This is a genomic window from Aquabacterium sp. A08 (assembly GCF_011742065.1).
The window spans coordinates 1-19,103 of the sequence record NZ_JAAQQT010000524.1 but is presented as its reverse complement, the minus strand read 5'-3'; the positions used below and the strand labels follow the sequence as shown (position 1 = coordinate 19,103).

Here is a 19,103-nt window from a genome sequence, read left to right as displayed (position 1 = left end):
CCACCCCCCTGAACCGCCAGACCCTGGGCGACCTGCTGCGCCGCACGCGCCAGCGTTTCCCGCACAAGCCCGCCATCCGCTGCGGCGACACGGCCTGGAACTACGCCGAGTTCGACGACACCTGCAACGCCCTGGCCAACGGCCTGGCCGGCCTGGGCGTGGCGGTGGGCGACCGGGTGGCGGTGATCGCCCGCAACTCGCACGCCTTTGCCGCGCTGCGCTTTGCCGTGGCCCGGCTGGGGGCGGTGCTGGTGCCGGTGAACTTCATGCTCAGCGCCGAGGAGGCGCACTACATCCTGCAGCACAGCGGCGCCACCGTGCTGTGCACCGACAGCGGTTTTGCCGAACTGGGCCACGCCGCCAGCGCGGGCACGGCCGTGCGCCAGCGCGTCTGGCTGCCCAGCGAAGGCCCGACCGAGCCCACCCCCGGCCTGCTGCGCTTCGACGACCTGCTGCAGGCCGGCCCGGCGCCGGAGCGGGCGCTGGACGGCCGCATGCTGGCGCAGATCATCTACACCAGCGGCACCGAATCGCGGCCCAAGGGCGCGATGCTGACGCACGAGGCGGTGATCGCCGAGTACGTGACCTGTCTGGTGGACGCCGACATCGCCGAGGGCGACGTGGTGCTGCACGCGCTGCCGCTGTACCACTGCGCCCAGCTCGACGTGTTCTTCGGCCCCGCCGTGTACGTGGGCGCCAGCAACGTCGTCACCGGCACGCCCACGCCCGACCACCTGCTGCGCCTGCTGGCGGCGCACCGCATCAGCTCGTTTTTTGCGCCCCCCACGGTGTGGATCGGCCTGTTGCGCGCCCCACAGTTTGACCAGACCGACCTGAGCGCGCTGCGCAAGGGCTATTACGGCGCGTCCATCATGCCGGTGGCGGTGCTCAAGGAAATGCAGCAGCGCCTGCCGCAGGTGCGGCTGTGGAACCTGTACGGCCAGACGGAAATCGCCCCGGTGGCCACGGTCCTCAAACCCGAGGACCAGCTGCGCAAGGCCGGCTCGGCCGGGCGCGCCGCGCTGAACGTGGAAACCCGGGTGGTGAACGACGCGATGGAAGACGTGGCGCCGGGCGAGGTGGGCGAGATCGTGCACCGCTCGCCGCAACTGCTGAGCGGCTACTTCCGCGACGAGGAACGCAGCGCGGCCGCGTTCGAGGGCGGCTGGTTCCACAGCGGCGACCTGGGTGTGCTGGACGACGAGGGCTACCTGACGGTGGTGGACCGCAAGAAGGACATGATCAAGACCGGCGGCGAGAACGTGGCCAGCCGCGAGGTGGAAGAGGCCATCTACCGCGTACCCGGCGTGTCGGAGGTGGCGGTGATCGGCCTGCCCGACCCGAAGTGGGTGGAAGCGGTGACCGCGGTGGTGGTGGTGAAAGCCGGCCACACCTTGACCGAGGCCGACCTGCTGGCCGGCCTGGCCGGCCACCTGGCGCCGTTCAAGCAGCCCAAGCGGGTGATCTTCACCGAGGCACTGCCGAAAAACCCCAGCGGCAAGCTGCTGAAGCGGGAGCTGCGGCTGCGCTATGCGCCGGGGGCTTGAACCGGAGGCACCCCCGTAGAAACCCTGAAATCCAGCGTCCGGCACATCCAGTGCCGGGACACGTGCGTACCCCAAGGGTCAGGTCGTCTGACACCGAACCCTTCACAGGTACACACCATGAACACACTCCTCTCTTCGGTCGCGCGCGGCCGTTTGGTGGCTGGCGCGGTGGCCGCGGCAGCGGCCGCAGGCCTCACCCCACTCGCGGCCCAGGCCGACACCGGCAAACTCCTGCTGACCGGCGGCGTCAGCACCATCGAAGGCGCGGCCGGCGGTGGCCTGTCGCCCTGGGCGGTGATCGGCTCGCAAGCCTCGGGCGGGGAAATCGGCGTGGCGGCTTACGCCAGCCGTGCCGTGACCGACGACTACGCGCTCACCGGCTACGGCGTGGCGGTGGGCCTGCACGACCGCTTCGAGCTGTCGTTGGCGCACCAGAAGTTCAACACCGGTGACCGCTTGGGTGGGCTGGACTCGGCCCTGAGTGGGCTGCCATTGAAGCAAGATATTTTCGGCGCCAAGTACCGCATTGCGGGCGATGCGGTGCTGGACAGCGACACCTGGATGCCGCAGATCGCCGTGGGCATCCAGCACAAACGGCTGGCGGCCAACGCCTTCACCGAGGGCGTGGTCGAGGGCGTGCTGGGCGCCAAGCGCAGCGGCACCGACGTGTACGTCAGCGCCACCAAGCTGTTCCTGGCCCAGGGGCTGTTGGTGAACGGCACGCTGCGGGCCACCAAAGCCAACCAGAACGGGCTGCTCGGCTTCGGCGGCAACCTGGACAAGGGCTACGAGCTGCGCCCCGAAATCTCGGTGGCGTACCTGCTGCGCAAAGACCTGGCCGTGGGGTTTGAGTACCGCGCCATGACGAACAAGCTGCGCAACGAGTTCATTCCGGGGGCCCTGGAAGCGGACCACTGGAAGGACGTCTTCATCGCCTGGGCGCCGAGCAAGAACCTGTCGCTGACGGCAGCCTACGTGGACCTGGGCCAGATCGCCCCGGGTTTGACCGCCAACCGCAAACAACGCGGCGCCTACCTGTCGGCCCAGGTGGCGTTCTGACCGCCTTCACCCCCCCATTTGGAAAGTTCCGCATGAAAACCCTCCTCACCACCCTGGCGCTGTGCGCCAGCGCCCTGTTCGGCACCGGTGCCGCACTGGCCCAAAGCAACGCCACCGCCTACCCGGTGGCCCCCGCCGCGGGGCTGTACCAGGCGTTTGGCGAAAAGGCCGGCCTGCAGGCGCTCATGGACGACTTCGTCCAGCGCCTGGCCGCCGACGCCGCCATCGGCGACCAGTTCAAGACCACCAACCTGGAGAACCTGTCGCGCCTGCTGACCGAGCAGACCTGCCAGCTGGCCGGCGGCCCCTGCCAGTACAGCGGCCGCAACATGGTGCAGTCGCACGCCGGCCTGAAAATCACCCCGGCCCACTTCAACCGCCTGGTGGAAGTGCTGCAGGCGAGCATGGACGCCAAGGGCATCCCCTTCACCCGCCAGAACCAAATGCTGGCGCTGCTGGCGCCCATGCACCGCGACGTGATCACGGTGCGGTGACCGGCCCCGCGCGGTCGGGGCAAGGCCTCGGTCGCGCGGTTCAGTCGAAAATGTCGCTGAGCCAGGACTTGCGCTTCTTGTACCCGTGGCCGCCGTGCCGATAGTCAGAATCGACGAAATCGGGGCGGCGCGGTGGCACCGGGGCCTGGGCCGGCGCGGGCGCGGCGGTGGCGCTGCGCTCGATCAACTTGTCCAGCTCACCGCGGTCCAGCCAGACGCCGCGGCATTGCGGGCAGTAGTCGATCTCGACGCCCTGTCGCTCGGTCATCACCAGGGTCACGTCGGTGCAGTGGGGGCATTTCATGCAAGGTCCTTGGGCTGCCCGCGGCGAAAGCGCGGGCCTGCTGGGCTAGACCCGGCGCCCACCACAAAGTTCAGCCCCGGCCAGCGCGCCGGCCTGCGGCGGCGTCCCCGGATGACGCGGCCAGCGGCGGCTCAACGCTCGTCGAAGCTGACGACCAGGCGGTCGGTCAGCGCGCGGGCCTGACAGGTCAGCACAAAGCCCTGGCGCATCTCGTCGGCCTCCAGGGTGTAGTTCTTGTCCATCACCACCTCGCCCTGCATCACCTTGCCGCGGCAGGTGCAACAGACGCCGGCCTTGCACGAATAGGGCAGGTCCAACCCGGCGTTCAGCGCGGCGTCCAGCACGTGTTCCTGCGCACCCAGCGCCAGCTCGTGCTGCTTGCCGTCGAGCACCACGGTCAGGCGGATGCCCTTGCCCGCGTCGCTGCGCTGGGCCTGGGCGTCCACGTCGGCCTGCACCTTGGCGGCCATGGCCGGGCCGCTGGTGAAGCGCTCGGTGTGGATGCGGTGCGCCGGCACGCCGGCCTCCCGCAGCGCGGCTTCGGTGGCCTCGATCATGGCCTCGGGGCCACAAATGAAGACCTCGTCCATGCTGGGCGCGGGCAGCAGCGCGGCCACGATGTCGAGCACCTTCTGCCGGTCGATGCGGCCCTGCAGCAGGTCCACCTCCTGGGCCTGGCGCGACAGCACGTGGACCATGGTGAAGCGGTCGGGGTAGCGGTCCTTCAGGTCCTGCAGCGCCTCGTTGAACATCACGCTGCCCATGCGGCGGTTGCCGTACACCAGGGTGAACTTGGAGCCGGGCTGTTCTTCCAGCGTGGTGGCGGCGATGGACAGGATGGGCGTGATGCCCGAACCCGCCGCAAAGCCGACGCGGTGCAGCGCGCGCGGTTTTTTCGAGACGAAGCGCCCGTCCGGCGGCATGACGCTGAGGGTGTCGCCCGCCTGCAGGGCGGTGGCGGCCCAGTTGGAGAACACGCCGCCTTCGACCGGGCGGATGCCGATCTCCAGCTCCCCGCTGCGCAGGTAGCGGCTGCGCGGGCTGCTGATGGAGTAGCTGCGCCGCACGTCCTGGCCGCCGACCTGGGCGCGCAGGGTGAGGAACTGGCCGGGTTCGAAGCGGAAGGCCTCGCGCGCGGGTTCGGGGATGTCGAAGGTGATGGCCACGGCGCCCGCGGCCTCGGGGCTGACGCGCTTGACGGTGAGTTCGTGGAAACGGGGAGCAGACATGGGGCAATCTCCGCGGGCCGCCGGGGGCGCCCGGTGGGTCGTCAGTAGGGCTTGAAGTAGTCGAACGGTTCCTGGCAGTCCAGGCACTTGTAGAGGGCCTTGCAGGCGGTGGAGCCAAAGCGCGAGGATTCGACCGTGTGCAGCGAGCCGCAGCGCGGGCAGGCCACCGCTGGGGTGGCCGCGGCGGCGCCGCGCACGAAGCGCAGCACGCCGGTCTCGCCGTCGGCACCACAGGCGCGGTGCGGCGGCGCGATGCCGTAGGCGCGCAGCTTGTCCTGGGCGGCGGGGGTCATCCAGTCGGTGGTCCAGGCCGGGGCCAGCTGCGTCACCACCCGCGCGGGCACGCCCAGCCCGGCCAGCACGGCGCGCACGTCGTCCTCGATCTGGCCCATGGCGGGGCAGCCGCTGTAGGTGGGGGTGATGACCACCTCCACCCCGTCCGGGGTGGCGCGCACGTCGCGCAGGATGCCGAGTTCGCGCAGCGTGATCACCGGAATTTCCGGGTCGGTCAGCACCTCCAGCGCGGCCCAGACGCGGGCCAGCAGGGCGGCCACGGTCCCATCGGGCGGCGGGGCACGCCCCGGGTCGGCCAGGACAGAAGGGGCGGGCGTGGCGGCGTTCATGCGCGGGGCACTCCCGGCCTCACCAGGGCGCGCCGGGGTGGGCGCGGGCCAGGCTCTGCATCTCGGCCAGCAGGTAGCCCAGGTGCTCGGAATGCACGCCGTTCTTGCCCTGGGTGACATAGCCTTCGGCCGGCGGGCGGCGCAGCGTGGCCTCGGCCAGGGCGTCGTCCACCAGGGTGTTCCAGTCGGCGCGCAGGGTCTGCGGGTCCAGCCCCAGGCCGCTGGCGGCGGCGTCGGCCTCCACCGGGTTGGTGGCCCAGAACTCCTGGGTGTAGGGCATCAGGTGGTCGAGCGCGGCCTGGGCGCGGGCGTGCGATTCGTCGGTGCCGTCGCCCAGGCGCACCAGCCAGTCGCGCGCATGACGCAGGTGGTAGCGCACCTCCTTGAGCGACTTGGCGGCGATGGCCGCCAGCGCCGGGTGGGTGGAGCGTTGCAAGCCGTCCCACACCAGCACCATCAGCGCGCTGTAGAGGAAGTTGCGCACGATGGTCGTGGCGTAGTCGCGGTTGGCCTGGGCGTAGCCCACCAGTGGGCCGTGGTGCGGCAGCTCCAGCAGGGTGTAGTTGCGGAACTCGTGCGCGTCGCGGAAATAGGCCAGCGTGTCCTCGGTGGCGCCGTCGCCCTGCAGGCGGGCGGCCTCTTGGTACAGCAGGCGGGCCTGGCCGATCAGGTCCAGGCTGGTGTTGGCCAGGGCGATGTCTTCTTCCAGAATGGGGCCGTGGCCGCACCATTCGGCGTTGCGCTGGCCCAGCACCACGGCGTTGTCGGCCAGGTGCAGCAGGTAGTCCAGGGTGGCGTCTTGAACGGCGGTGCTCATCACATGTGCCCCACTTCGTCGGGGATGTCGTAGAAGGTCGGGTGGCGGTAGATCTTGTCGGCCGCCGGCTCGAAGAACTCGCCTTTTTCGTCCGGCGCGCTGGCGGTGATGGCCTTGGACGGCACCACCCAGATGCTCACGCCTTCCTGGCGGCGGGTGTACACGTCGCGCGCCATCTGCAGGGCGTGCTGCGCGTCACTGGCGTGCAGGCTGCCGCAGTGCTTGTGCTCCAGGCCCTGCTTGCTGCGGACGAACACTTCCCACAGGGGCCAATCTTTCAAAGCGGGGGTGGTCATGCGGCCTCCTTCAGGGCACGTTGCTGTTGCTTGCGGGCGTGGGCCAGGGCGGCGTCGCGCACCCACTGGCCGTCGTTGTGGGCCTTGACGCGGGTCGCCAGGCGTTCGTGGTTGCAGGGACCGTGGCCGTTGACGGTGGCCCAGAACTCGTCCCAATCGATCTGGCCGTAGTCGTAATGGCCGCGCGCCTCGTTCCACTTCAGGTCGGGGTCGGGCAGGGTCACGCCCAGCACCTGGGCCTGGGGCACGGTGGCGTCCACGAACTTCTGGCGCAGGTCGTCGTTGCTGATGCGCTTGATGCCCCAGCGCATGCCCTGCGCGCTGTTGGGGCTGTCGGCGTCGGGCGGGCCGAACATGGCCAGGCACTTCCACCACCAGCGGTTGACGGCGTCCTGCACCATGTCCTTCTGCGCCTGGGTGCCCTGCATCATCACCAGCAGGGCCTCGTAGCCCTGGCGCTGGTGGAAGCTTTCTTCCTTGCACACGCGCACCATGGCGCGGGCGTAAGGGCCGTAGCTGCAGCGGCACAGCGGGATCTGGTTCATGATGGCCGCGCCGTCCACCAACCAGCCGATCACGCCCACGTCGGCCCAGGTCAGCGTGGGGTAGTTGAAGATGGAGCTGTACTTGGCCTTGCCGCTGTGCAGGGCGTCGAGCATCTGGTCGCGGCTGGTGCCCAGGGTTTCGGCGGCGCTGTACAGGTAGAGCCCGTGCCCGCCCTCGTCCTGCACCTTGGCGATGAGGATGGCCTTGCGCTTGAGGCTGGGGGCGCGGGAAATCCAGTTGCCCTCGGGCAGCATGCCGACGATTTCGCTGTGCGCGTGCTGGCTGATCTGGCGCACCAGCGTCTTGCGGTAGGCCTCGGGCATCCAGTCCTGCGGCTCGATGCGGCCGTCGGCGTCGATGCGCTCGTCGAATCGGGCCTGCAGCTCGGCCGGCTCGGCGGCCTTGAGGGGCTGGACGGTCTTGCCGGCGTCGTCCGGCACGTTGAAGGATTGCGTGTACATGGCGGCTCTCCTGAGAAAAAATCAGACCTGCTGGGGGCGGTTGTCCACCACGCGCCGGGCCTTGCCGGTCTGGGTGCGGGGGATGGTGTCGGCGTCCAGCACCGACACCTTTGTGGAGATGCCGATGAGGGTTTTGATGTGGTGCTGCAGCTCCTTGGCGATGGCGGCGCGCTCGGCCGCGTCGGTGCGGCCCGACAACTCGCGCTGCAGCTCGCACTGCACCTCCACGTTGTCCAGGTGGCCGTCGCGGCTCAGGTTGATCTGGTAAATGCCGGCCAGGCGCGGGTCGCGCAGGATCTGCTCCTCCACCTGGGTGGGGAACACGTTGACGCCGCGCACGATCAGCATGTCGTCGCTGCGGCCGGTGATCTTGCCGAAGCGGCGGAAGGCGCGCGAGGTGGGCGGCAGCAGGCGGGTCAGGTCGCGGGTGCGGTAGCGGATGATGGGCATCGCCTCTTTGGTGAGCGAGGTGAACACCAGCTCGCCGTCGGACCCGTCGGGCAGCACCTCGCCGGTCTCGGGGTCGATCACTTCGGGGTAGAAGTGGTCTTCCCAGATCACCGGGCCGTCTTTCGATTCGATGCACTCGCTGGCCACGCCCGGGCCCATCACTTCCGACAGGCCGTAGATGTCCACCGCGTCGATGCCGAGCTTGCGCTCGATTTCGGCGCGCATGCCCTCGCCCCAGGGCTCGGCGCCGAAGATGCCGACCTTGAGCGAGATCTGCTCGGGCGGGATGCCCTGCCGCTCGAACTCCTCGGCAATCACCAGCGAGTACGACGGCGTGACCATGATGAGGTCGGGCTTGAAGTCCTGGATCAGCTGGACCTGCTTTTCGGTCTGCCCGCCGGACATGGGAATGACGGTGCAACCGGCGCGCTCGGCGCCGTAGTGCGCGCCCAGTCCACCGGTGAACAGGCCGTAGCCGTAGGCGATGTGGCAGAGGTCACCGGGACGGCCGCCGGCGGCGCGGATGGAGCGCGCCACCAGGTCGGCCCAGCGGTCGATGTCGCCCTTGGTGTAGCCCACCACCGTGGGCTTGCCGGTGGTGCCCGACGAGGCGTGCACCCGCGACACCTGGCTGCGCGGCACCGCGAACAGGCCGAAGGGGTAGTTGTCGCGCAGGTCGGCCTTGGTGGTGAAGGGGAACTTGGCCAGGTCGGACAGGGTTTTCAGGTCGTCGGGGTGGACGCCGGCCGCGTCGAACTTCTGGCGGTAGTGCGGGACGTTGTCGTAGGCGTGCTTCAGCGTCCATTTCAGGCGTTGCAGCTGCAGGGCCGAAATCTCGTCGCGGCTGGCGGTTTCGATCGGCTCCAGGTCGCCGGGGCGGGGGTGTTTCACGGGCATGGGGGTTCCTTGGGCGGCGGGGGTCGGTCGGGTCAGGCGGCAGAACGGGGGGCGGGGCCCAGGCCGGCGATCACCTCGCCTTGGATGCGGTAGCTCTTGCCGCGGAACAGCGCCACGGTCTTGCCGCCGCGCACCCGCACGGTGATGTCGTAGACCCCGGTGCGGCCGCTGGCGGAGCGCTCCACCGCCTCGGCCTCCAGCACGTCGCCCTCGCGGGCGGGGGCCAGGAAGTCGATGTGGCAGGCCGAGGCCACGGTGTTCTGGTTGTAGCTGTTGCAGGCGTAGGCGAAGGCGCTGTCGGCCAGGGTGAACATGAAGCCGCCATGGCAGATGCGGTGGCCGTTGACCATGTCGGCACGCACCGGCATGCTGACCGTGGCGGTGCCGGGGCCGATGGCCTCGATGCGCATGCCCAGGGCCTGGGTGGCGTTGTCGCGCGACCACATGGCCTGTGCCACGGCTTCGGCCAGCGCCTGCGGATCGGTGGGGACGGAAGGGCTCATGGGGCGACGGGCTTTCAGACGTGGTAGCGCCGCTGCACGACGCGGAAGCGGTTGGCCACGAAGGCCGAGTCCGCGTAAGAGGCGTTGGCCGCCGGGTTGCCGCCGGTGCCGTGGTAGTCGGAAAACGCGGCCGACTGGTTGACGAACACGCCCCCGGTCAGGTTGATGGACAGCGCCACTTTCCCGCGCCAGGTGGCTTCGGTCATGGCGTCGATCACCGCCGCGCGGGTGGAATACAGGCCCACGGTGAGGGCACCGTGTTCGGTGACGATGCGCTCGGACAGGGCGATGGCCGCATCGGCATCGGCCGCTTGCACCACGAAGCTGATGGGACCGAAACGCTCTTCCATGTAAGCGGCCTCGTCGGCGGCGTCCACCGCCAGCAGCACCGGGGTGCGCACGTCGGCGCCAGGGAATTCGGGGTGGGCCAGTTGCTGGGAGGCCAGCACCACGCGGCCCAGGGCGCCGCTGTTGGCCAGGTCCACCCGCTCGGCGGTGGCGCGGCTCTGCACCGCACCCAGCACCGCGCAGGCCACCTCGGTCTTGGACAGGAACTTCTGCAGCGCGGCCGCCAGGTCGGTGCACACCTCGTCGAAGGACTTGTGGCCCTCGTCGGTGTCGATGCCGCCGGCCGGCACGATCAGCGCCTGCGAGGTGGTGCACATCTGGCCCGAATACAGCGACAGGGTGAACGCCAGGTTGCCCAGCATCGCCTTGTAGGCGTCGGTGGATTCGATGACGATGTGGTTGACGCCCGCCAGTTCGGCGTACACCTGCGCCTGCTTGCAGTGGTCCAGCAACCACTGGCCGAACACGTTGCTGCCGGTGAAGTCCACCGACTTGACCGCCGGGTGGGTGGCCAGCGCCTGGGTGACGCTGCGCTGTTCGGCCACGCACAGGGTGACGAGGTTGGGGTCGAGGCCCTGCTCGGCCAGCACCGCGCGGATGGTGCGCACCGTGAGGGCCGCCGGCAGGATGGCGTTGCTGTGCGGCTTGACGACGACCGCGTTGCCGGTGGCCAGCGCGGCGAACAGGCCGGGGTAGGTGTTCCAGGTGGGGAAGGTGCCGCAGCCGATGACCAGGGCCACCCCGCGGCCGACGATCTCGTAGTGCTTTTTCATCACCAGCGCGGGGTTCTTGCCCTGCGGCTTTTCCCAGGTGGTTTCGGCGGGCACAAAGCTCTGCTCGCGCCAGGCGTAGGCCACGGCTTCCAGGCCGCGGTCGAGCGCGTGGGCGGCGCCGGCCTGGAAGGCCATCATCCAGCCCTGGCCGGTGGTCGCCATGACCGCGTGGCCCATCTCGAAGCTCTGCTGGTAAATGCGGTGGAGGATTTCCAGGCAGATGCCGGTGCGGCCCGCGGCGCCCACGGCCTGCCAGCCTTTCATGGCGGCCTGGCCGGCGGCCAGCAGGGCCTCGGGGTCGCAGACGGGGTAGCGCACGTCCAGCGCCACGCCGTAGGGCGAGGCCTCGCGCCCGCCCCAACCGGTCTGACCCGGCTGGTCCAGCTCGAAAGGGCGGCCCAGGTGGGCCTGGAACGCCGCCTGGCCATCGGCCGCGGCGGTTTCGCCATAGACCTTGGGGCTGGGCATTTCGCTGTGGGGCGACCAGTAGCCCCGGGTGGCGATGGCGTGCAGGGCGCCGTCCAGGGTGGCGCGGTGGGTGTCGAGCAAGGGATGGGTCATGAAGCGGGTGTGTGCGCTGAAGCGATACAAATTATCTTTAAATTAAAGAATATTCGTATCGTACTGGCGCACAACCCACGGCGACAGAGGGTTTACCCGGTAACCCAGGCCACAGCGGGCGCCCCGGCGCCTGACCGACCCGCCATTTAGATACAAAAAATAATCAATTGGGCCGGCCGTTGTCACACGTGCCGGCGCTGCTCACAGGGCAGCGACCAGCGGGTCGGCGTGCTGGAAACGCTCCTGCAGCCAGGGGGTGGCGGTGGGCACGTCGCCGTTGGCCAGGCGCATCAGCGCGTCCAGGTGGCGCTCGGACGGGGCCAGCAGGCGCTGGTAGATCTCTTTGCACAGCCCCCGCGCGCGGCGGCCGGGCCAGTCGGGCGGCAGCAGCACCTCGGGCAGTTCGGGGTCGCGCAGCAGCAGTCGCCGAAAGTCGTGGATCAGCAGCACCCGCAAGGGCCAGGCCAGGGCATCGTCCAGCGCCGGCCCGGCGTCGCGCAGTTCGGCCAGGATGGGCTGGTAGGACTGCACAAAGCCCTGGTAGCCGCTGGCCAGCTCGTCCAGGTTCCAGGCGCGGCGCACCAGGTCGCTGTCGTTGGCGGAGCCGCCCAGGTGCGGGTTGGCGGCCAGCAGCGGCATCAGCCGTGGCAGGCAGGCGCCCATGCCGTCGGTGCCCAGGGCGTCGAAGACGCGGCGCAGGTCGGCGCTGGGGTGGACGAAGCCGCCCCCGCCCAGGTCGCCAAAGCCCTGCCAGAACAGGGCGCGGCGCAGCCGGTCGCGCACCCGCGGCTCCAGTTCGCCCACCGTCAGCACTAGGCGCCAGCGCCGGTCCCAGGGGGCGGGTTGGGCGGCGTAGATCTGGCGCGCCGCCTCCTCGAACCGGCGCTGGCCGGCCGGGGTCAGGCGGTAGTCGGTGCGGCGGCCGCAGGCCTCGCTGGCCAGCCACTCGTCCTTGACCAGCCGGAACACGGTGGTGCGCACCAGCCGTTCGTTCAGGCCCAGCGGTTCCAGCAGCGCGATCAGGCTGCCCAGCCACAGGCGGCCGCCGCGCGGCAGCACGGTGTCGCCGAACACTGTGGTGATGAGCGAACCCGCCTGCATGCGCCCCAGTTGCCGGAAGGCGTCGAGGCGTTGCTGGGCGGGCGAGGTGGCGTCGGACATGGGGCCGTATGTTAGCGGGCCCACCCGGCGCCGGTGGCCAGGGCGGCTCAGGCCGGCTGCGGCCGCAGGAACACCCGCGCCTTCTTGGGCGACACCACCAGCTTCTCGCCTTCCTTGAGGCCCAGCGCGCGGAAGCGCTCGGCCGGCATCTGCGCCTCGATCAGCGGGTCGTGACCGTCGGGCTGTTGCGGGTCTTCGGGCCACAGCTCCAGCCGGGCGATCGGGCCGACCACGATGGCGCGCTGCAGGTCGGCCACGATGCCGACCGCGCCGGGGGTGTAGCGTTCCACGGCCAGGTCGTGCGGGCGCACGTAGGCAAAAGCCTGGGCGTCGCGCGCCTGGGCGTGCTCGGGGGTGTCAATCGCCACACCCTCCAGGTGCAGCTGGCCCTCGTGCGCGCGGCCGTGGAACAGGTTCACGTCGCCCAGGAAGCCGTACACGAAGGGGCTGGCCGGGTGGTCCCACACGTCCTGCGGGGTACCCACCTGCTCCACCACGCCCTGGTTCATCAGCACCACCCGGTCGGCCACTTCCAGCGCCTCTTCCTGGTCGTGGGTCACGAAGATGCTGGTGACGTGCAGTTCGTCGTGCAGGCGGCGCAGCCAGCGGCGCAGTTCCTTGCGCACCTTGGCGTCCAGCGCGCCAAAGGGCTCGTCGAGCAGCAGCACCTTGGGCTCCACCGCCAGCGCGCGCGCCAGGGCAATGCGCTGGCGCTGCCCGCCCGAGAGTTGCGCCGGGTAGCGGTCGGCCAGCCAGTCCAGCTGCACCAGCTTGAGCAGGTCGGTCACCTTCTGCTTGATCTGCGCTTCGCTGGGCCGCTGCCCGCGCGGCTTGATGCGCAGGCCGAAGGCCACGTTCTCGAACACGCTCATGTGGCGGAACAGCGCGTAGTGCTGGAACACAAAGCCCACGTTGCGTTCGCGCACGTGCACGTCGGTGGTGTCCTCACCGCTGAACAGGATGCTGCCGGTGTCCGGCGTTTCCAGCCCCGCGATGATGCGCAGCAGCGTGGTCTTGCCGCAGCCCGACGGGCCCAGCAGCGCCAGCAGTTCGCCCGAGGCGATGTCCAGGTTCACATCGCGCAGGGCGTGGAAATGGCCAAAATGTTTGTTGACGTCGCGAATTTCGATGCTCATGTTCTTTCCTTGCACAGCGCTCAGCCGGCGTGGGCGGCGGGGGTGGCTGCGGCGGAGGGCCGCTCGGGCGGCAATTCGGCCAGGGCCTTCATTTCACGTTCCATGCGCCACTCGGCCACGGACTTGATGGCCAGCGTCACCAGCGCCAGCAAAGCCAGCAGCGAGGCCACGGCAAACGCGGCCACCGACTGGTACTCGTTGTACAGCACCTCCACGTGCAGCGGCATGGTGTTGGTCTGGCCGCGGATGTGGCCCGACACCACGCTGACCGCGCCGAACTCGCCCATGGCGCGCGCGTTGCACAGGATCACGCCGTAGATCAGGCCCCACTTGATGTTGGGCAGCGTCACGCGCCAGAAGGTCTGCCAGCCGGTGGCGCCCAGCACGATGGCGGCCTGCTCCTCCTCGTTGCCCTGGGCCTGCATCAGCGGGATCAGCTCGCGCGCGATGAAGGGGAAGGTCACGAAGATGGTGGCCAGGATGATGCCGGGCACAGCGAACACGATCTTGATGTCGTTCGCCATCAGCCACGGGCCCAGCCAGCCCTGCGCGCCGAACACCAGCACGTAGATCAGGCCCGCCACCACCGGCGACACCGAGAACGGCAGGTCGATCAGCGTGGTGAGGAAGGACTTGCCCTTGAACTCGTACTTGGCGATGCACCAGGCGGCGGCGATGCCGAACACGAGGTTCAGCGGCACCGCCACGGCGGCGGTCAGCAGCGTGAGGCGGATGGCCGACCAGGCGTCGGGCTCCTGCAGCGCTTCCCAGTAAGCCTCGAAGCCCTTGCGCAGCGCTTCGGTGAACACCGCCGCGAGCGGGAGCACCAGGAACAGGCACATGAACACCAGCGCCACGCCGGTGAGGGTGTAGCGCACCCAGGCGGCCTCGGTGGTGCCGCGCTGGGCGGATCGAACGGTGGATTGCGAACTCATTGCGTGTTCCCCGCCGAACGTTTGCGCTGCCAGGTTTGCAGGCCGTTGATGACCAGCAGCAACACGAAGGAAATGACCAGCATGACGGTGGCCACCGCGGTGGCACCGGCGTAGTCGTACTGCTCCAGCTTGCCGATGATGATGAGCGGCGTGATTTCAGAGACCATGGGCATGTTGCCGGCGATGAAGATGACCGAGCCGTACTCGCCCACCGCGCGGGCGAAGGCCATGGCAAAGCCGGTCAGCAGCGCGGGCGCAATGCTGGGGAAGATCACTTTCGTGAAGGTCTGCCAGCGGGTGGCGCCCAGGCAGGTCGCGGCTTCCTCCAGCTCCTTTTCAGCGTCTTCCAGCACGGGCTGCACCGTGCGCACCACGAACGGCAAGCCGATGAAGATAAGCGCGATCACCACGCCGTTGGGGTTGAAGGCGAGCTGGATGCCGTGCGGCTCCAGGAATTGGCCGATCCAGCCGTTGCCGGCCAGCAGCGCGGTCAGCGAAATACCGGCCACGGCGGTGGGCAGCGCAAACGGCAGGTCCACCAGCGCGTCCACAAACTTCTTGCCGGGGAAGGGGTAGCGCACCAACACCCAGGCCACCAGCAGGCCGAACACCACGTTCACCAGCGCGGCGATCAGCGAGGCGCCGAAGGTCAGCCGGTACGACGCCAACACGCGCGGCGAGGTGACGGCCTCCCAGAACTGCGGCCAGGTGAGGGTGAAGGTCTTGAACACCAGCGCCGACAGCGGGATGAGCACGATCAGGCTGAGGTACAGCACCGTGTACCCGAGCGTGAGGTTGAAGCCGGGCAGCACCCGTGCGCTGCGGCGGGGGCCGGAGGCAGGGGCCGCGCCGGCGGGCAGCGTGGCAGAGGTCATGGGTCGGCGAACAGCACAAAGGGGGGATGCCCCCTCCGGTCAGGCAGGGGGCCCGGCGATGACGCGAGGCGGCTTACTTGTTCAGGTACAGCTTGTCGAACTGGCCGCCGTCGTTGAAGTGCACCTTCTGCGCTTCGGCCAGCGAGCCGAAGTACTGCTCCACCGTGAACAACTTGATCGGCTTGAAGGCGCTGGCGTACTTCTTGAGCACCGCTTCGTTGCGCGGGCGGATGTTGTGCTTGGCGGCGATTTCCTGGCCTTCGGGGCTGTAGAGGAAGTCGAGGTAGGCCTTGGCGTCGGCCGCGGTGCCCTTCTTGGCCACGGTGCGCTCGACGATGGCGACCGGGTTTTCCGCCACGAGGGAGGCGCTGGGGTGGATCGCATCGACCTTGCCTTTGCCGAATTCGTTGTCCACCGACACCACTTCGGACTCGAAGGTCACCAGCACATCACCGATGTTGCGCTGCAGGAAGATGCCGGTGGCGTCACGGCCGCCACGCGCCAGCACCGGCACGTTCTTGTACAGCTTGCTCACGAAGTCCAGCGCGTCGGCGTCGCTGCCGCCCTTGCTGCGCACGTAACCCCAGGCGGCCAGGTAGGCCATGCGGCCGTTGCCCCCGGTTTTGGGGTTGACCACCACCACCTGCACGCCGGGCTTGACCAGGTCGTCCCAGTCCTTGATGCCCTTGGGGTTGCCGTTGCGCACCAGGAACAGCATGGTGGAGGTGGTGGGCGCGGCGTTGTGCGGGAATTTCTGGCGCCAATCTTTGGCGACCACGCCCTTGTCGGCCAGGAAATCGACGTCGGTGGTGGTGTTGCAGGTCACCACGTCGGCCTCCAGGCCATCGGCCACGGCGCGCGCCTGGGCGCTGGAGCCGGCGTGCGACTGGTCCACCTTCACGTTCTTGCCGGCGGTTTTGGCGTGGGCCACGTAGGCGGTGTTCAGTTCTTTGTAAAACTCGCGCGACACGTCGTACGACACGTTGAGCAGGCTGGTCTGGGCACTGGCCCAGCTGGACGCGGTCAGCGCGATGACGGCGAGCGCTTGGCGAAGGGTGGGTTTCATGGGTGAACTCGGTGGGCGTTGAAGAATGGAAGGCATTCTGGGCGAGCCGCTTTAGTTCACAAACTACTTTCTTGAAGTTTTGAAATTACTTTTCCATATATACATGCCGATGTGCCGCGCCTGAAGGCCCGGCCCATATGAAAATTACTTAACAGTCTTTGGCGTTTGGGTGCCCGCGCGTCATCATGCGCGCCCATGTCGTTGCCCGAATCCACCCACGCGCTGGCCGTGGGGCTCGTCCTCCTCGCCCTGTTCGTGACCTTTGTGCGTGAATGGGTCAAACCCGACATTGCCGCCCTCGGCGCGGTGGTGGGGCTGCTGGTGCTGGGCGTGCTCACCCCCGCCCAGGTGCTGGGCGTCTTCAGCAACAGCGCGCCGTTCACCATCGCCTGCCTGTTCGTCATCAGCGGCGCGCTCGGCCGCACCGGCTGCGTGGACTGGCTGGGCGAACGCATGGCCCGCGCCGCCGGGCAGAGCGAAAGCCGCCTGCTGGTCGGGCTGCTGCTGATCGGGCTGCTGGTGTCGCCGTTCATCAACAACACGCCGCTGGTCATGGTCATGATCCCGGTCGTCATCACCCTGGCCGGGCGCATGGCGCTCAGCCCGTCGCGGCTGCTGATTCCGCTGTCCTACGCCACCATCCTGGGCGGGATGGTGACGATGGTGGGCACCTCCACCAACATTTTGGTGGACGGCGTGGCGCGCAGCTTGGGGCTGCAGCCCTTCAGCATGTTCGAGATCACCGCGCCCGCGCTGGTGATCGCCCTGGCGGGCTGCGCCTTCCTGCTGGTGTTCGCCCGGCGCTGGCTGCCCGCGCGCGAAACGCTGACGCAGCAGTTCACCGGCAGCGGCGACCGCCTGTTCATGACCGAACTGTTCGTGCCCGAAGGGTCGCGCCTGAACGGCCGCACGCTGCAGGATGCGCGGCTGGCCCACGGCGCCATACAGGTGCTCAAGCTGTTCCGGGGCGAGGAAGAATACTCGTCGCCCGCCGCCGACACCCGGCTGCAAACCGGCGACCGGCTGGTGGTGCACACCCGCAGCAGCGCCATGGTGGACCTGCGCGGCAGCGACCTGATCGGCCTGCACGCCGCGCCCGCCCCCGACCGCAGCGCGCACGACCTGGAAACCCTGCGCCGGCGCGACGTGGTCATCGTCGAAGCCCTGGTGGGCCAGACCTCGCGCTACGTGCAGCGCCCCATCCGCGACCTGGACCTGGCCTCGCGCTACAGCATCCACCTGATCGCGGTGCACCGCAAGAACGCGTCCATCGCCGACATCGGCGACGACTTCCAGCTGCAGTTCGGCGACGTGCTGCTGGTGGAGGGCACGCCCCGTCAGATCCAGCGCTTCTGCGACAACGGCGACCTGTTCGCCATCACCGAAGGCAAGACCGCCCCGCAACGCCGCCACAAGGCCCCGATCGCGCTGGCCAGCATCGCGGGTGTGATGGCGCTGGCCGCGTTCGACGTGATGCCCATCGAAGGCCTGGCACTGATCGGCGCGGTGCTGGTGGTCGTGACCGGCTGCCTGAAACCGGACGAGGCCTACAAGTCCATCGAATGGCCGATCCTGATGCTGATCTACGCCATGCTGGCGGTGAGCGTGGCCATGAAGGATTCGGGCCTGTCGGCGCTGGCGGCGCAGTCCCTGGTGCATTGGGGCGGCGGGCTGTCGCCGTGGCTGGTGCTGTCGCTGGTCATCCTGGCCACCTCCATCGCCACCGAATTCATCAGCAACAACGCGGTGGCGGTGCTGTTCACCCCGGTCGTCATCGGCGTGGCGCTGGAACTGGGCGTGGACCCCCGCCCCTTTGTGGTGGGCGTGATGTTCGCCGCCAGCGCCAGTTTCGCCACCCCCATCGGCTACCAGACCAACACCCTGGTCTACAGCGCCGGCAACTACCGCTTCAGCGACTTCGCCCGGCTGGGCGTGCCGCTCAACCTGGTGGTGTGGCTGGCCGCCAGCGCCCTGATTCCGCTGTTCTGGCCGTTCCATCCTTGAAGGCCTGGGGCGTTGCCAAGGCCTGCTGCACCACGTCGCGCGTCAGCGTGGGCACGAACGCCTCGATGAACCCATACGCAAACCCGGGCAGCCAATGGCTGCGGGCGATGCCCAAGCGGGTCAGGTTGACCGGGAACAGGTGGCCGGCGTCGAGCACGCCCAGGTGGCGGTCGCGCTCACCGTCCAGCGCGATCGACGCCACGATGCCCACCCCCATCTCCAGTTCCACATAGGTCTTGATCACGTCCGCGTCCATGGCGGTCAGCACCACGTCGGGCTGCAAGCCTTGCGCGGCAAACGCCTGGTCGATGTGCGAACGCCCGGTGTACCCCACCTCATAGGTGATGATGGGCCACGCCACCAGGTCGTGCAATGTCACCGGGCGGTTCAGCGCCAGCAGCGGGTGGGCCTGGGGCAACACGATGCTGTGGGTCCAGCGGTAGCACGGCAGCGTCACCAACGGCTCGTATTCCGCCAGCGCTTCGGTGGCCACGCCTATATCGGCCTCGCCCGACAGCAGCATCTGCGCGACCTGCTTGGGTGAGCCCTGGTGCAGGTGCAGCGTCACCTTTGGGTAGCGTAGGCGAAAGTCCTTCACCACGTGCGGCAGCGCGTAACGCGCCTGGGAATGGGTGGCGGCGATCGACAAACGCCCCTCCTCGCGGCCCTGCAGGTCTTGCCCGGCGCGGCGCAGGTTGTCGGTTTCCTGCAGCACCCGCTCCACCATGGGCAGCAAAGTTTTACCCGCCGTGGTCAGGCCCAGCAAACGCTTGCCGGAGCGCACGAACAGTTCCACGCCCAGCTCCTCCTCCAGCTCCCGCACCTGCCGGCTCACACCGGGCTGCGAGGTGTGCAGCGCCAGGGCCACTTCGGTCAGGTTGAAACCGCAGCGCACCGCTTCGCGCACCGAACGCAATTGTTGAAAATTCATGCCGACACCGGGGTTTCACTGCCGAACATAGATGCGGTCAAACACCCCGCCGTCGGCAAAGTGCGTCTTGGCCGCCTGGTCCCAGCC

At 68.8% G+C, this 19,103-nt stretch carries 19 protein-coding genes; 4 read left to right on the top strand and 15 right to left on the bottom strand.

Going from position 1 to position 19,103, the window contains the following annotated elements; translation table 11 throughout:
• The first annotated feature begins 8 nt into the window (after nt 1–8).
• From HA630_RS03820 to HA630_RS03810, 3 genes are all read left to right on the top strand, one after another.
• On the top strand, nt 9–1,547 hold the full coding sequence (locus tag HA630_RS03820) for an acyl-CoA synthetase (protein WP_166832472.1): 1,539 nt from the start codon (nt 9–11) through the stop codon (nt 1,545–1,547).
• A 117-nt stretch (nt 1,548–1,664) separates the two neighbouring features.
• Nucleotides 1,665–2,606, top strand: coding sequence for a DUF3034 family protein (locus HA630_RS03815; protein WP_166832466.1), 942 nt, complete (start codon nt 1,665–1,667; stop codon nt 2,604–2,606).
• Nucleotides 2,607–2,638: 32 nt separating this feature from the next.
• Nucleotides 2,639–3,100: a group 1 truncated hemoglobin gene (locus HA630_RS03810; RefSeq protein WP_166832464.1), complete on the top strand. Its 462-nt coding sequence runs from the start codon at nt 2,639–2,641 to the stop codon at nt 3,098–3,100.
• A 40-nt stretch (nt 3,101–3,140) separates the two neighbouring features.
• On the opposite strand, the gene HA630_RS03805 is transcribed toward HA630_RS03810, so the two are convergent.
• The 14 genes from HA630_RS03805 to HA630_RS03740 all read right to left on the bottom strand — a co-directional run bounded on the left by HA630_RS03805 (nt 3,141) and on the right by HA630_RS03740 (nt 16,081).
• The gene (locus HA630_RS03805; RefSeq protein WP_166832462.1) at nt 3,141–3,404 is read right to left on the bottom strand and encodes a zf-TFIIB domain-containing protein; all 264 of its coding nucleotides are present in this window, start codon (nt 3,402–3,404) and stop codon (nt 3,141–3,143) included.
• 131 nt (nt 3,405–3,535) lie between these two features.
• Nucleotides 3,536–4,633 (bottom strand): 1,2-phenylacetyl-CoA epoxidase subunit PaaE, encoded by a 1,098-nt coding sequence (gene paaE, locus HA630_RS03800; RefSeq protein ID WP_166832460.1) that lies wholly within the window; start codon nt 4,631–4,633, stop codon nt 3,536–3,538.
• A 41-nt stretch (nt 4,634–4,674) separates the two neighbouring features.
• Nucleotides 4,675–5,256 carry a 1,2-phenylacetyl-CoA epoxidase subunit PaaD gene (paaD, locus tag HA630_RS03795; RefSeq protein ID WP_243855337.1) on the bottom strand — a complete coding sequence of 194 codons (582 nt, stop codon included), beginning with the start codon at nt 5,254–5,256 and terminating at the stop codon, nt 4,675–4,677.
• Between the two features lie 19 nt (nt 5,257–5,275).
• Nucleotides 5,276–6,073 carry a 1,2-phenylacetyl-CoA epoxidase subunit PaaC gene (paaC, locus tag HA630_RS03790; RefSeq protein WP_166832458.1) on the bottom strand — a complete coding sequence of 266 codons (798 nt, stop codon included), beginning with the start codon at nt 6,071–6,073 and terminating at the stop codon, nt 5,276–5,278.
• Nucleotides 6,073–6,369 (bottom strand): 1,2-phenylacetyl-CoA epoxidase subunit PaaB, encoded by a 297-nt coding sequence (gene paaB / locus HA630_RS03785; RefSeq protein WP_166832456.1) that lies wholly within the window; start codon nt 6,367–6,369, stop codon nt 6,073–6,075. The genes paaC and paaB overlap by 1 nt, the downstream gene beginning before the upstream one ends.
• Nucleotides 6,366–7,376: a 1,2-phenylacetyl-CoA epoxidase subunit PaaA gene (gene paaA, locus HA630_RS03780; protein ID WP_166832454.1), complete on the bottom strand. Its 1,011-nt coding sequence runs from the start codon at nt 7,374–7,376 to the stop codon at nt 6,366–6,368. The genes paaB and paaA overlap by 4 nt, the downstream gene beginning before the upstream one ends.
• 21 nt (nt 7,377–7,397) lie before the next feature.
• Nucleotides 7,398–8,723, bottom strand: coding sequence for a phenylacetate--CoA ligase PaaK (paaK, locus tag HA630_RS03775; protein ID WP_166832452.1), 1,326 nt, complete (start codon nt 8,721–8,723; stop codon nt 7,398–7,400).
• A 32-nt stretch (nt 8,724–8,755) separates the two neighbouring features.
• The gene (paaI, locus tag HA630_RS03770) at nt 8,756–9,226 is read right to left on the bottom strand and encodes a hydroxyphenylacetyl-CoA thioesterase PaaI (RefSeq protein ID WP_166832450.1); all 471 of its coding nucleotides are present in this window, start codon (nt 9,224–9,226) and stop codon (nt 8,756–8,758) included.
• Between the two features lie 14 nt (nt 9,227–9,240).
• Nucleotides 9,241–10,908: a phenylacetic acid degradation protein PaaN gene (gene paaN, locus HA630_RS03765; RefSeq protein WP_166832448.1), complete on the bottom strand. Its 1,668-nt coding sequence runs from the start codon at nt 10,906–10,908 to the stop codon at nt 9,241–9,243.
• Between the two features lie 201 nt (nt 10,909–11,109).
• On the bottom strand, nt 11,110–12,069 hold the full coding sequence (paaX, locus tag HA630_RS03760; RefSeq protein WP_208299952.1) for a phenylacetic acid degradation operon negative regulatory protein PaaX: 960 nt from the start codon (nt 12,067–12,069) through the stop codon (nt 11,110–11,112).
• Nucleotides 12,070–12,116: 47 nt separating this feature from the next.
• Complete coding sequence (locus tag HA630_RS03755; protein ID WP_166832446.1) at nt 12,117–13,205, bottom strand: sulfate/molybdate ABC transporter ATP-binding protein; 1,089 nt, start codon at nt 13,203–13,205, stop codon at nt 12,117–12,119.
• A gap of 20 nt (nt 13,206–13,225) precedes the next feature.
• A complete protein-coding gene (gene cysW, locus HA630_RS03750) occupies nt 13,226–14,140 on the bottom strand; it encodes a sulfate ABC transporter permease subunit CysW (RefSeq protein WP_166832444.1) in 915 nt (304 codons plus the stop codon).
• A complete protein-coding gene (gene cysT, locus HA630_RS03745; RefSeq protein ID WP_166832442.1) occupies nt 14,137–15,015 on the bottom strand; it encodes a sulfate ABC transporter permease subunit CysT in 879 nt (292 codons plus the stop codon). The genes cysW and cysT overlap by 4 nt, the downstream gene beginning before the upstream one ends.
• Before the next feature lie 73 nt (nt 15,016–15,088).
• Complete coding sequence (locus HA630_RS03740; protein WP_166832440.1) at nt 15,089–16,081, bottom strand: sulfate ABC transporter substrate-binding protein; 993 nt, start codon at nt 16,079–16,081, stop codon at nt 15,089–15,091.
• A gap of 195 nt (nt 16,082–16,276) precedes the next feature.
• Between HA630_RS03740 and HA630_RS03735 the strand changes: the two genes are divergently transcribed.
• A complete protein-coding gene (locus HA630_RS03735) occupies nt 16,277–18,085 on the top strand; it encodes an SLC13 family permease (protein WP_166832438.1) in 1,809 nt (602 codons plus the stop codon).
• On the opposite strand, the gene HA630_RS03730 is transcribed toward HA630_RS03735, so the two are convergent.
• The gene (locus HA630_RS03730) at nt 18,021–19,016 is read right to left on the bottom strand and encodes a CysB family HTH-type transcriptional regulator (RefSeq protein WP_166832436.1); all 996 of its coding nucleotides are present in this window, start codon (nt 19,014–19,016) and stop codon (nt 18,021–18,023) included. The two genes, HA630_RS03735 and HA630_RS03730, sit on opposite strands and share 65 nt — an antisense overlap.
• Nucleotides 19,017–19,103: the final 87 nt, after the last annotated feature.

What these genes read in the sequence shown, in the direction of transcription:
- HA630_RS03815 (WP_166832466.1), top strand. Translation starts at nt 1,665, where the DNA reads ATGAACACACTCCTCTCTTCGGTCGCGCGCGGCCGTTTGGTGGCTGGC.
- HA630_RS03810 (WP_166832464.1), top strand. Translation starts at nt 2,639, where the DNA reads ATGAAAACCCTCCTCACCACCCTGGCGCTGTGCGCCAGCGCCCTGTTC.
- HA630_RS03805 (WP_166832462.1), bottom strand. Translation starts at nt 3,404, where the DNA reads ATGAAATGCCCCCACTGCACCGACGTGACCCTGGTGATGACCGAGCGA.
- paaE (WP_166832460.1), bottom strand. Translation starts at nt 4,633, where the DNA reads ATGTCTGCTCCCCGTTTCCACGAACTCACCGTCAAGCGCGTCAGCCCC.
- paaD (WP_243855337.1), bottom strand. Translation starts at nt 5,256, where the DNA reads ATGAACGCCGCCACGCCCGCCCCTTCTGTCCTGGCCGACCCGGGGCGT.
- paaC (WP_166832458.1), bottom strand. Translation starts at nt 6,073, where the DNA reads ATGAGCACCGCCGTTCAAGACGCCACCCTGGACTACCTGCTGCACCTG.
- paaB (WP_166832456.1), bottom strand. Translation starts at nt 6,369, where the DNA reads ATGACCACCCCCGCTTTGAAAGATTGGCCCCTGTGGGAAGTGTTCGTC.
- paaA (WP_166832454.1), bottom strand. Translation starts at nt 7,376, where the DNA reads ATGTACACGCAATCCTTCAACGTGCCGGACGACGCCGGCAAGACCGTC.
- paaK (WP_166832452.1), bottom strand. Translation starts at nt 8,723, where the DNA reads ATGCCCGTGAAACACCCCCGCCCCGGCGACCTGGAGCCGATCGAAACC.
- paaI (WP_166832450.1), bottom strand. Translation starts at nt 9,226, where the DNA reads ATGAGCCCTTCCGTCCCCACCGATCCGCAGGCGCTGGCCGAAGCCGTG.
- paaN (WP_166832448.1), bottom strand. Translation starts at nt 10,908, where the DNA reads ATGACCCATCCCTTGCTCGACACCCACCGCGCCACCCTGGACGGCGCC.
- paaX (WP_208299952.1), bottom strand. Translation starts at nt 12,069, where the DNA reads ATGTCCGACGCCACCTCGCCCGCCCAGCAACGCCTCGACGCCTTCCGG.
- HA630_RS03755 (WP_166832446.1), bottom strand. Translation starts at nt 13,205, where the DNA reads ATGAGCATCGAAATTCGCGACGTCAACAAACATTTTGGCCATTTCCAC.
- cysW (WP_166832444.1), bottom strand. Translation starts at nt 14,140, where the DNA reads ATGAGTTCGCAATCCACCGTTCGATCCGCCCAGCGCGGCACCACCGAG.
- cysT (WP_166832442.1), bottom strand. Translation starts at nt 15,015, where the DNA reads ATGACCTCTGCCACGCTGCCCGCCGGCGCGGCCCCTGCCTCCGGCCCC.
- HA630_RS03740 (WP_166832440.1), bottom strand. Translation starts at nt 16,081, where the DNA reads ATGAAACCCACCCTTCGCCAAGCGCTCGCCGTCATCGCGCTGACCGCG.
- HA630_RS03735 (WP_166832438.1), top strand. Translation starts at nt 16,277, where the DNA reads ATGTCGTTGCCCGAATCCACCCACGCGCTGGCCGTGGGGCTCGTCCTC.
- HA630_RS03730 (WP_166832436.1), bottom strand. Translation starts at nt 19,016, where the DNA reads ATGAATTTTCAACAATTGCGTTCGGTGCGCGAAGCGGTGCGCTGCGGT.